Here is a 12942-nt window from a genome sequence, read left to right as displayed (position 1 = left end):
ATACATTTAATATAAATTTCTTACTTTTAAAGTCGCTTATTCAATCAATAGGTGTTTAAAATTAACATGAAAAAATTTATAATTTTTTTATTATTATGTGAGTTTGCAATTTTTGCTAATTCACAGCAAACCTTAATAAAAGGGAGTGTTATTGATGGAGACTCTTTTCAACCTATCACAAATGTTACAATTACCATAGAAGCTACTAAACAAATACAATTAACTAATGAATTAGGTGAATTTCAGTTTACTGAAAACATCCCTTTGGGAGAACAGATTCTAAAAATATCTAAATTAGGATATTTTACAAAACGATATCCAATAATTGTAAATGAAGGATTGACGGTAAATATTACTGATATGACTTTAGAGCTTGAGCGATCTTCTCAAGACTTGTTTACTATTATATTATCTGATGACGAATTAGATGGGGACGAAAGTGGTTATGGTAATATTTCTGGTTTACTGTCATCGTCTTTAAATATTTTTCAGCGTACTGCTGCCTTCGAGTTTAGTTCCTCTTTTTTTAGAATGCGTGGTTTAGATTCAGATAATAGTTCCGTTTTAATTAATGGCATTGAAATGAATAAAATTTACAACGGTCGCCCACAGTGGAGTAATTGGGGAGGTATGAATGATGTTTTACGTAATCAAGAATTAACTTCGGGTTTAACGCCATCAAGCTATAACTTTGGAGGCATTTTAGGAACAACGAATATTAATACCAGAGCTTCCCAAATGAAATCTGGAGGGCGTATTACCTATTCATCTTCAAATAGAAGTTATTCAAACAGACTTATGGCAACCTATGCTTCTAGTCTTTTAAAAAGTGGCTGGGCATATACGCTGTCTTTAGGGCGTCGTTGGGGAAACGAAGGTTATCAAGACGCAACACTTTATGATTCTAATTCTTTATTCGCTTCCGCAGAAAAAAAGTTTAATGAGAAACATAGTTTAAGTTTCACAGGGATTTATGCCCCTAATAAACGCGGTAAATCATCAGCAAATACTCAAGAGGTTTACGATTTAAAAGGCATAAAGTATAATGAATATTGGGGTTATCAAGATGGTAAAAAACGTAATTCACGTATTAAAGAAGTGATTGAACCTATTGTGATGCTGAATCATTATTGGAATATCAACACTAAATCATCTTTAAATACTAACATTGGTTATCAATTTGGAAAATTTGGAAATAGCCGATTGGCTTATGGAGGTGCAAATTTAGTAACCACAAACGATGGACAAAATACGTTTGAAAGCGGAGGAACAAACCCAAGTCCTAGCTATTACCAAAAACTACCAAGCTATTTTGAACGAAATTTTCCGAACGATTTGGGTTTTGCATACCAAGCCCAACAAGCGTTTTTAAATAATGGACAATTAGATTGGAAACAATTATACGATGCAAATTCTATTAATACATCTTTAGGAAGAAATGCAACATACATGTTGTATGAAGATAGGGTAGATGACAAACAATTATCTATTAATATGGTTTATAAAAAAGATATTAATGAGCATATAATATTTAATACTGCATTAAATTATAAAAATTTAAAATCTGAAAATTATGCTGAGGTTTTAGATTTGTTAGGAGGCACTGGGTTTTTAAATATTGATAGTTTTGATGGTGTTCAATTTGATTTGCAAAACCCAAATACTAATGCAAAAGTTGGCGAAACCTATGGTTACAATTATAATATGTTTGCTAGTGTTTTTTCTGGCTATGCTCAAGCTCAGTTTAAATATAATAAGTTTGATTTTTATGTTTCTACAAGTATAACCAGCACACAATATCAAAGAGAAGGGTTGTTCCAAAATGAATCATTCGCTAATAATTCTTTAGGTAAAGGAGAAAACTTATCTTTTATAGGAATGGGTGTAAAGGCAGGTGCAATCTATAAAATTTCTGGCAAGCATATTATAGATGTTAATATGGGTTATATTACCAAAGCGCCTTCTATTAGAAATAGTTTCTCAAATTCTAGATCAAATCATAACATCGTACCAAATATTACCGAAGAAAAACTAATGTCTGTTGACGCTAGTTATATTTATCGTTCAGACATTGTAAAAGCAAAATTAACTGGCTTTTATACATCGTTGAAAGATGCTAACGAAATTTCGTTTTTCTTCGCCGATGGCATTGGAAATGTTATTGCAGAATCGGGTACACAACAATCAGGAACTGATGATACCGAGTTTATTCAAGAGATTTTACAGGGTGTTGATAAAAATTATTTAGGAACCGAATTAGGTATTGAAGCACAAGTTACAACTACTATTAAACTAAAAGGAGTAGTGGCGCTTGGGCAATATACATATGCTAATAATCCTAATTTATATCTGTCTTCAGATCGATTCGAGAATGTGTATTTAGGTAAATCATATTTAAAAAATTATAAGTTAGCAGTAGGTCCACATCAGGCTTACTCAGTTGGTTTCGAGTATCGCGATCCCGATTATTGGTGGTTTGGAGCCACAGCTAATTTTTTCGATAAAACATATATAGATATCAGTCCATTGACTCGAACCGATAATTTTTACAAAGATGTCGATGGACAACCATTCATTGATTATGATGAAACCATTGCTCTAGAGCTTTTAAAACAAGAAACGTTTGATAATTATATGTCAGTAAACTTAACTGGTGGTAAATCGTGGTTAGTTGGTGATTATTATATAGGTTTTTTTGCAAGTGTAAATAATTTGCTAGATGAAGTTTATAAAACAGGAGGTTTTGAACAAGGGCGCAATGCCAATTACAGACAATTACGAGATGATAAAGCACTCGATAAACCCGTGTTTGGGTCTAAATATTGGTACGGACGTGGGGCAACCTATTTCCTTAATTTGAATGTAAGATTTTAAAAAAAAATAAAGAGATGATACAGCTAAAATATATTAATAAACTATGCATTCTGTTGGGTGTTTTTATAATAATATCCTGTGTTAATGATGACGATTATAATATTCCTTTGCCAAGTGATTCTGAAAATATAAGTATTCCTGAAAATAAGATAACGACCTTTAGAGCCGTTCAACAAAGGTATGAGCAAGCAGTAAATAGCGGGGATTTAATTGCTAGAATTTATGAGGATGAAGATATTTATATCGAAGGTTATGTGGTTTCTAGTGATGCTGCTGGAAACTTTTTTGAAGAACTTATTATTCAAAATAAAATAGATGATAGTGATACAGATGCCGACCCAAGGTTAGGACTGAAAGTAGATATTAATGTAAGTAGCTTGTCTGATACCTATGAATTTGGAAGGAAGATATATATAAAATTAGCGGGATTAACTATTGGTGAATCAAATGGTGTGATAACCATTGGAAAGGGCGATGCGGTAAAAGTAAAACAAATTCAAGCAGCCGAATATCGTGATATAGTTATTAGAACTAATGAAGTCGCTACCATAATTCCGAAAGTAGTAAGTCCTGAAAATTTAACGAATGCCGATCAAAACACTTTAATACAAATGGATAATATGCAGCTTAATAGGTTTGAGTTAGGAGCTACATATGCCAGTGAATCTATTGATGAGTATGACGGGCTGCGTACTTTAGAAAGTTGCGATTCGGGAACATCAATACTTATGCAAACCAGTACGTTTTCAGATTTTAAATCGGTTATTATTCCGCAGGGAAAAGGAAGTATTACAGGTGTATTTAGTCGAGATTTTGGAGACGATTTTAACGTTATTATTGTTAATAGTGTAACTGATGTTAATTTTGATAGTAGTGAACGTTGTGACCCCATAGAATTAGATTGCGGATTAGCTTCTAGTATAGGAACAAGTAATTTATTTTATGAAGATTTCGAATCTCAAAAAAATAATAAACCTATAGTTATTGATGGTTGGACAAATTATATAGAAGCAGGCACAGAAGCTTGGGAAGGGTATTCGTCAACATCCTCCAATGCATCTTTAGGAAGATCTGCAAGATTTCAATCAGCAAGTTCGGGTGATGCTAGTAATATAGGATGGTTAATCACTCCTGTCATTGATTTAGATACTTATAGTAGTGCTACACTTCGTTTTAAAACTTCTAACAGTTTAGCAGATAGTAGCTTTATGGAAGTCTTGTATTCGTTAGATTGGGATGGCACCGAAGATCATATTACCTCTGCAACTTGGGGAGTGCTTTCTGCTGCTTATGTGGTAAAAGATTCTGATTCATTTGTGCCATGGTTTAATTCTGGAACCGTTGATTTGTCTTGTGCTACAGGCACCATCCATATCGCATTTAAATTTACTGGTAGTGGACAAGATACTTTTGATGGGGTTTATGAGTTGGATGAAGTTCGTGTGGATTATGTGGAATGATAATAAACCATATGAATTTTAATAGTATTTTCGCCCAAAACTATTTAAATGAACGCTTTCGACATTCTGTTTTACAGCATATTTTTATATTTCAAGCCTAAATACAAGCAAAAATCTAATACTATTGCTATAGTATATGTGTCCGTTTTACAATGTGCATTGCTATTGCTTTTAGGTGTTTTCTTTGCAGGTTTTTTTAGTAAAATGCATGTGAGCACGATGTCTCAAGAAAAAGCGTGGATTATATTTATTTTGGTTTCAGGATTTGTATGTTTTAAAAACTGGATGCAATATACAGGTAAACGCCGCATGATGATTAATGCTAAAATGAATAAAAAGAAATCAAACACTTATAATATTTGGTTGTTATTCTTGCTGCCTGTTCTTGTTTTAGGATTGACTTATGTGCTTTCTATGGCTGTTTAAAAGGCATTAATTGTCATGTCGACGCAAGGAGACATCACATAATAAAGGCAACATAGAGTGTGCGATATCTCCTTACGTCGACATGACAAAAAGATTGTTGTTGTTTCTCGCAACAACGTTTTATTACTTTTTCAAAATAGCATATACAGGAAAATGATCGCTATAGCCTCCTTTATATTTTTTCCCCACATAGGTTCTAAAAGGTGTGCCTTTAAATTTTCCGTTAAAAAGTTTTAAAAAATCTTCATCAAAAATATTAGCAGTATGATACTCAAATAAATTATCAGAGGTTTTAAAAAAATTGGTAGAAATTAATATTTGGTCGAATAAATTCCATTGGCGGTTATAGTTGGTTGTACCACGGTTGTATGAACGTAGGGTTTCCATAGGGTTAAACAAATCAAAACCTTCAACCAAACGTTTAATACTATTGCTTGATGGATCATCATTAAAATCGCCTATCACTATAATTTTAGCATCTTCATCTTCAAATCGGAGATTAGAAATAATTTCTCCAGCTTTATCAGAGGAAGCAATACGTTTGAATTCGGTTTCTTTTTCTCCTTCACGTCTAGACGACCAATGATTAACTAGAATGTGTACATTTTCGCCATCTAATAGTCCAGAAACCAATAAAATATCTCGGGTATAATCAGGATAGCCATCATCATCTGTTAATTTAATAGTAAAAGGTTCAGACGATATTATTTGAAAAGCATTTCTATCGTACATAAGCGCAACGTCAATACCGCGTTCGTCTAAAGAATCATAATGTACATAGCCGTAATTACAATCTTCAAGATGTTTTGAGCTTATTAAATCTTCGATAACTTTAGCATTTTCAACTTCTGCCAACCCAACAAGAGCAGGGTGTTTACCTGTTTCTTTTTTTCCTATATTAGAAATGGCAAAGCTTAATTTTCTAAGCTTGTTGTCATAACGTTTTGGTGTCCACTTTTTTGCAGTAGAAGGCAAGAAGTCGTTGTCATTAGTATACTTATCATCATAAATATCGAATAAATTTTCAGTATTATAAAAAGCAATAGTCTGTAAATCGTGTCTTACTGGTATGTCTTCAAAAGTGTCTGTCATAAATCAAAAATAGGCTTAAAAATAATAAATATATAATTTTCTTAAATTCTATATTTTAGATTCCTGTATTAGCGATTATGATGATTTTAATGGAAACTTCTATATTTCATATCTTAGAATTCTTTTTCAAATAAAAATGATCGCAATTATGTAACTTTGCACTTATGATAGAAGAGAAAGATATTTCGTTAGAACGTGCTGTTTTAATAGGTGTTATAACAAAAGAACAAGATGAAGAAAAATCTAAAGAATATTTAGATGAGTTGGAGTTTTTAACATATACTGCTGGTGGATATGCCATAAAACGATTTACTCAAAAAATGGATATGCCCAATCCTAAAACCTTTATAGGTACAGGTAAAATGGAAGATGTGCGCATATTTATTGAAGAAAATGATATTGGTACGGCTATTTTTGATGATGAATTATCATCGGCACAAGAACGAAATATTAGTAAAATACTTAATGTTAAGGTTTTAGATAGAACGAACTTAATCCTTGATATTTTTGCCCAACGTGCTCAAACCAGTTACGCAAGAACACAGGTGGAATTGGCGCAATGTGAATATTTATTACCTCGGTTAAGAGGTATGTGGACACACCTTGAACGCCAAAAAGGGGGTATTGGTATGCGTGGTCCTGGTGAAACGGAGATTGAGACAGATAGACGTATTGTACGTGATAAAATTGCGTTGTTAAAAGCACGTATTAAAACCATTGATAAACAAATGGCTGTGCAACGTGGTAATCGTGGTAAAATGGTGCGTGTGGCCTTGGTTGGTTATACAAATGTTGGGAAATCTACTTTAATGAACGTGATTAGCAAGAGCGAGGTGTTTGCCGAAAACAAACTATTTGCAACCTTAGATACTACAGTTAGAAAAGTGGTGATACAAAACTTACCTTTTTTATTAAGTGACACGGTTGGGTTTATAAGAAAACTACCAACACAATTGGTAGATAGTTTTAAGAGTACACTTGATGAGGTTAGAGAAGCCGATTTATTATTGCACGTAGTTGATATTTCACATCCTAATTTTGAAGAGCACATTGCATCTGTTGAGAAAATTTTAGGAGAAATAAAGAGTGGGGATAAACCAACTATTATGGTTTTTAATAAAATTGATGCATATCAGCAAGATCATATAGATGAAGATGATTTAGAAACTGAACGTACGGAAAGACATTACTCATTAGAGGAATGGAAAAGTACATGGATGAGTAAAGTTGGTAATAACGCCTTGTTTATTTCTGCTTTGAACAAGCAAAATTTAGAAGACTTTAAAAAACGAGTTTACGATGAGGTTCGTGAGATTCATGTAACGCGTTTTCCTTATAATAAGTTCTTGTATCCTGATTATGATGGCGAGGATATGGAGTGATTTTTTATTTTAGTTTCTTGTTTTCTTACAGTGATAAACGTGTTCTGGAAAAAGATTTTTATGTGATTTTATATAACATTCTTCGAAGATTCTTTTAAACTTTTTTAAATGAATCTTGGTATATAAAAGTTGACTATAATATGCATTGTCTTCCAAAAGATTATATGCTCCATTTATAATTGTAGATCTTTTTTCTTTACTAAAAAAAGATAATGGAATTGAAGAAATTACAGTGTTGATTTCTCCTTGTATATGTTTTTGCAAATTTTCAGCACCATCATTTATAATTATTAGTCGGTCGTCTAAAATAGTTTGCTTTGCATCATTACAAAAGCTTTCTTTGACCTCGAAGGCATATAATTTAGATGTAGGTGATATCCTTTTTAGTATTTCTCGGGTTATATTACCTTGACCCATTCCAAACTCTACTATAATCTTATTATTATCTTGTGAAATATGTTTACATATTTCAATTTCAACTTCTCTACAGGATTCAGATATAGCTCCAGTAACCATAAGACTTCTAGCGTAGGTTAATGAAAGTTTGTTTTTCAGATTCATTTAATGTTTTACTTGTTTTGGGTTATCTAAATTTTAGGTCCCAAGATAACGAAAAGGAATATATCCAGAAATAAGAACCTGGATTAAAACTAATTTCTTGATGAGATATACCACTTTGAATACCCCATAAGTTTTTTTCGTTTTTAGAAGTAAAGTAGTATCCCAAATTAAATTTTTGAGAGTTTAGGTTTATTGTTGCATTCGAACTAAGGTTGAATCTGTCTTCATCTGGTGAGATTCCCATTCCTGCTTCTGCACTTAAATAATTATTAGCATCTCTTCTGTATTTCCTATATGTAAGTGCTACTGATTTACTAGCACCAGAATCTCCAGGAGTTACATAAGTTCTAAACGACCAATAATTATTTCCTGTATACCAACCAATTGAACCTGTATAAATTGTAGTAGTAGATGAAGAGAATTTTAGAGATCTAAATCCTAAAGATGCTTCAAGACTTAATGGTAAAGACTTATGTAATTCTGCGCCATATCTTATATCTGGAAATAAAAAGGAATTGGAGATACCAAAATTAAGATATGCATACAATCCTTTTGTTATTCTTGGATACATATCTACTTCAAATTGTGCTCCTGTTGACTCAAAACGTCTACTTATATTTACTTTACTATGAATACTACCATATTTTGTTTGTCTAACATACTTTATTAGGTAGAATTGCATAGGGTTGAAGACTGTTGAATATATATCTACAGAAGATTTTAAACCAATAATGTTGAGACTTAATTTATCTATTAAGTTTATTTTATAAGCTTTTGTTTTTTCATGATTTGGATGGTCTTGTAATATGTCTTCAATGGTTAATAACGCTTCCTCTGGATTGTCTAACCCATCTTCTGCACTTGCTTTTAAATATAAGATTTCAGGGTTTTTAGGAAAATATTTTAAAGCTTTATTACTCATTTCTAAAGCCTTAAAAGGCGTTTTACTCCATAATTCATTTTTAATTGCAGCTTCCCAAGTATCTAGTCTGTTTGGATTGTTTTTTAAAATATATGTAAACTCTTTTTTTGCTTTTTCATAATCGCCATCCCATGAGTATGTACTAGCTAAAAAGGAACGGATATCATGATAGTTTGGGTATTTGGTTAATATTAATAAAAGGGTGTCTTGCGCTTTTTTACGTTCTTTATTAAAAGCCAATTCTCTTGCTACTTTGAAAGCTCGATCGGGATCTCCTTTAAACACTTTTTGTTGCCCTAAGGAACTGAAGCTTATTAAAAATAATATTAAATATATGTGTTTATTCATAATTTAAAACCCTTAACGCAAGGTTTTTTTAAAGGTTAAATAATCAGTGTTGTTTGGGTGGTTTTTAATAATACTATCAATTAATTTAATTGACATTTTAGTGTTATTTCCCCGTTGATAGGTTTTTGCTATTTTATAACTAATCTCTGGGTTTTTAACTTCATTTTTTATGGCTTGATTGTATATTTCTATTGATTTATCTTCTTGTCCAGACCACCAATACAAGTCTAATATTGCTAAATAAGTATCATCATAATAAGGTGATCTTTTAAGAGCATTTAGAAGTACTTTCTCAGAGTTTTCAAAATCTTTTTCCCAAGCAAGGGTTCTACCTTTAAGTACTCTGGCATCTGTATAATTTGGGAATTCGTTTAAAATGAAATCACATAATAAACGTGCTTCTGCATATTGTTTTTTAAAAGCTAAATCTCTAGTAATTAATAATAATTCATCAAATGTTTTTTCTTTTTTATAGTTATTAATTATTGCTAATTGTTTTTCTGAAAACTCCATTTTTGGAGTAACATAAATATTAAGTGAGTCAGGGAATATTTTATTACGTTGTGTAACATATGCATTTATTTTTTTGAATGCTAATAAAGAATCTGCAATGGCTTTTTGAAGTGCATCTTCTGTAACTTTATAAGTGCCAAAATTTTCATTTATCTTAAATAATTCGCCATCAGAATAGAAATAATCTTTATATATAAAATCATTTAGACTGCCTTTATATCTCATTAAAGGTATTTTATGAATGTTTCTAAATTGTTTAGCTGTATCTAATCCATTACCAATCCAAGCAGTTTTCTCTAATGGTTTAAACTTATGATTATTAAATAAGTGTCTTAATAAGCTAGGTGTAACATCCCAATGTGACGATATAGATTTAAATTTTTCTGCTTTTTTTAACATAGGACTGTATATTAAAAAGGGTACATGAAACCTACAGAGTTTATCTTTTTGAGTGATTGGAATTAATCTGTGATCACCTGTTATTATGAAAATAGTATTAGAATATTCAGGTTTTTCTTTATAACTGTTCATAAATTCTTTTACAGCATTATCTGTATAAAGAAGACAAGAGAAAATATTTTTGTGACTGGATATTTTATTTTTAAGGAGTTCTGATCTTTGTGAGGTACTTAACATTTTGTCAACTTTAGCCATGTATTCTTGTTTATCAGGGAATTCGAAAGGCTCGTGAGAAGAAAGAGTCATTACTATATCTAAGCGCGGTTGTTTTTCAGTATCTAAAGAAGTTAATGCTTTTCTAAAGATTTCACCATCGGGATATCCCCATGAAAATCCACCATCATTGCTAGCTGTTTTTTGATAATCTGAACCATATTTATTTTCATCTATCAATTTATCAATACCGTTATATTCTAAAAAATTGATTTTTCTATCAAAGCTAGATGGGCCTCCTGAGTAATATGAAGTTGTATATCCATTGGCTTTTAAGACGCTAATAAGTGATATATGAGAAGGTGTTTTAGTTAATTCTAAAAATCCTTTTTCGCCATATGGTAAAGACCCTAGTAAAGCGGGTAATATTCCAAACGATCTACCCGTAGTACTTGTAAAGTTTTCCCAGTATAACGATTTATTTATTAGTTCGTCAATGTAAGGTGTAAATCCACTGTATTCGTTATTATTTACAAATTCACTACCTAAGCCTTCTACAACAATTACAACTATATTAGGCTTTTCGGTTTTTGCTTCTATAAATGGAGATAATACATCTTTAGATAGATCAAAAGGTTTTAACAGTGGATAATCTTCCCTTCCATCTAAATTAAAATTTTTTAAAAGGTTCTTTTCTTTCTGAAACTTTATAATATCATATGTTAAGAAGGCAATCTTATTTTTATTAGCTGCCACTGAGACTGTTGAAAATATCAACTTTAAACTACCAAAAATCAAAATAGATATAACGCCTATTCCTTTTAGCATTGTTGTATCTATATACTTTTTAATAATTTGATATATTGCAAGAAACAATAGCGGGAAAATTATAAACGGTAAAAAGTAAGTTATAGAAATAGACTCAGATACTGAAACAGTACTAAAAGCATCATCAAACGAATAACCTAAAATATCGGCTCCTAAGTTTAGCATAGTCGATAAACTATATTTAACTAATGAAAATTGGATGACTATAATAAGTATGAGTAATATCTTAAGGATTATAAAGCTCCATTTTTTTGAAAATATATTGATTAGAAGAAAAAAAGGAAATAATAAAAGGCTTATTATGAAGCCACACCAAAAGTCGTTTATAAATTTTAATATTAGATTTATTTCTGTTGATTTTGATAAAATAAACTCAAATAAACTGATTAGCCAAAATCCACAAATTAATGATATTGCTAAATATGCAAATTTGTATGTATTCTGGGGGTTTAGTTTATATTTCATTGGTTTTTTGTTTTTTATAATGGTAATTTTAAGTTGTTGCTAAACCTTTTCTTACCATATTTCCCCATTTTTTTTTCTTATTAAAATAGTAATCGTAATTACCACGAATGGCTGCATATAATATAAAAGGATGAAGTACAAAAGGTTCTAGAGCACTTAATAAAACAAGTTTATAGCCGGTGCCTCTTTTTTTATATTGATGAAAGGTTAGTTCTTCTGAATAAATAGCAATGATGGAAAAGCAAACTGAAAATAAATAGGACAATACTAAAAATGATAAGGCATATTCCCATCTTACTTCTCGTAATGCAATTAATATTATAAAATAAATAAGTCCTACTGCTTCAATTATTGGAGCCATGCGCTCAAATATTAACCAATAGGGATAGCTTATTAAACCAAACGATCCATATTTTCTATTAAAACCAATTTTTCGATGTTTCTTTAAGGTTTCAATAGTGCCGCGTGTCCATCTATTTCGTTGCGATATAAATACTTTATAACTATCTGGTGCCTCTGTCCAACATAGTGGATCGGGGATATACGAAACTCTATATTTTTCATTTCGTTCTTCCATATAGCGACGCATTCTAACTATAATCTCCATATCTTCTCCAACAGTTTGCGTGTCATAACCTCCAACCGCAATGGCTATTTCTTTGTCAAATATGCCAAATGCACCTGAAATTACTAACAATCCATTTAGTCTGCTCCAAGCCATTCTTCCAAGAAGAAAAGCTCTCAAATATTCTAAAATCTGAGATTGAATAAGTAGGTTTTTTGGGAGATTTACATCTATTAGTTTACCGCCTCTTATAACACACGAATTTGCTATTCTAATAACACCACCCGCAGCAATAACTTTTGTACCTGTTTCATCTAGAAACGGTTTTATCATTTTTTGAAGGGCGTCTTCTAATAGTAAGCAATCTACATCGATACAGGCAACATATTTAGTTTTACTAATGTTTAAACCCATGTTTAAAGCATCAGCTTTTCCTCCATTTTCTTTATCTACTACCATTAATTTTTCAAAGGCAGGATTTTTAGATTTAAATACACCAGCTCTTAGTGGTTGGGTTTTAATTTTATCATTAATTAAATACTCTATTTTTTCTAAATCGTAGGCTTTAATTAATTTTTCTAGACTATCATCTTTACTGCCATCATTTACAATAATAACACTGTAATTAACATAATGATTAGATAATAAGGATCTTACGTTTTCTACAACATTAAGACTTTCATTATATGCTGGTGCTATAATCGTTATTGAAGGAGACATAGTTGAAGATAGAATATCTTTATAATTAACAAAGCTATTTTTTTTAAGATACTCAATAGTTTCTTTTCCAGAAATAACAGATAAAATAATGTATGATAATATGGCTATAAATGCATACCCAAAAAAGAGATAATGCAGTAATTTTAAAATTATTTGTACGCTACTTGTATCCAT

At 31.1% G+C, this 12942-nt stretch carries 9 protein-coding genes; 4 read left to right on the top strand and 5 right to left on the bottom strand.

Going from position 1 to position 12942, the window contains the following annotated elements:
* The first annotated feature begins 66 nt into the window (after positions 1-66).
* From RHP49_05865 to RHP49_05855, 3 genes are read left to right on the top strand one after another with little or no spacing between them, the layout of a single operon-like run.
* Complete coding sequence (locus RHP49_05865) at positions 67-2874, top strand: carboxypeptidase-like regulatory domain-containing protein (GenBank protein ID WNH13781.1); 2808 nt, start codon at positions 67-69, stop codon at positions 2872-2874.
* Positions 2875-2888: 14 nt separating this feature from the next.
* The gene (locus RHP49_05860; GenBank protein ID WNH13780.1) at positions 2889-4334 is read left to right on the top strand and encodes a DUF5689 domain-containing protein; all 1446 of its coding nucleotides are present in this window, start codon (positions 2889-2891) and stop codon (positions 4332-4334) included.
* Positions 4335-4382: 48 nt separating this feature from the next.
* The gene (locus RHP49_05855; protein ID WNH13779.1) at positions 4383-4760 is read left to right on the top strand and encodes a hypothetical protein; all 378 of its coding nucleotides are present in this window, start codon (positions 4383-4385) and stop codon (positions 4758-4760) included.
* A gap of 123 nt (positions 4761-4883) precedes the next feature.
* Here RHP49_05855 and RHP49_05850 read toward each other — a convergent pair whose 3' ends face one another.
* Positions 4884-5852: an endonuclease gene (locus RHP49_05850; GenBank protein ID WNH13778.1), complete on the bottom strand. Its 969-nt coding sequence runs from the start codon at positions 5850-5852 to the stop codon at positions 4884-4886.
* 164 nt (positions 5853-6016) lie between these two features.
* On the opposite strand from RHP49_05850, the gene hflX reads away from it, so the two are divergent.
* A complete protein-coding gene (hflX, locus tag RHP49_05845) occupies positions 6017-7234 on the top strand; it encodes a GTPase HflX (GenBank protein ID WNH13777.1) in 1218 nt (405 codons plus the stop codon).
* Between the two features lie 9 nt (positions 7235-7243).
* Here hflX and RHP49_05840 read toward each other — a convergent pair whose 3' ends face one another.
* From RHP49_05840 to RHP49_05825, 4 genes are all read right to left on the bottom strand, one after another.
* A complete protein-coding gene (locus RHP49_05840; GenBank protein ID WNH13776.1) occupies positions 7244-7795 on the bottom strand; it encodes a methyltransferase domain-containing protein in 552 nt (183 codons plus the stop codon).
* Between the two features lie 22 nt (positions 7796-7817).
* Positions 7818-9065 (bottom strand): YaiO family outer membrane beta-barrel protein, encoded by a 1248-nt coding sequence (locus RHP49_05835; protein ID WNH13775.1) that lies wholly within the window; start codon positions 9063-9065, stop codon positions 7818-7820.
* Between the two features lie 12 nt (positions 9066-9077).
* Complete coding sequence (locus tag RHP49_05830; protein ID WNH13774.1) at positions 9078-11183, bottom strand: sulfatase-like hydrolase/transferase; 2106 nt, start codon at positions 11181-11183, stop codon at positions 9078-9080.
* 328 nt (positions 11184-11511) lie between these two features.
* On the bottom strand, positions 11512-12942 hold the full coding sequence (locus RHP49_05825; GenBank protein ID WNH13773.1) for a glycosyltransferase: 1431 nt from the start codon (positions 12940-12942) through the stop codon (positions 11512-11514).

Source organism: Flavobacteriaceae bacterium HL-DH10 (genome assembly GCA_031826515.1).
Lineage (GTDB): Bacteria > Bacteroidota > Bacteroidia > Flavobacteriales > Flavobacteriaceae > Thalassobellus > Thalassobellus suaedae.
Note: the sequence above shows the minus strand (reverse complement) of the source record. Positions and strands in the feature narration are given on the sequence as shown.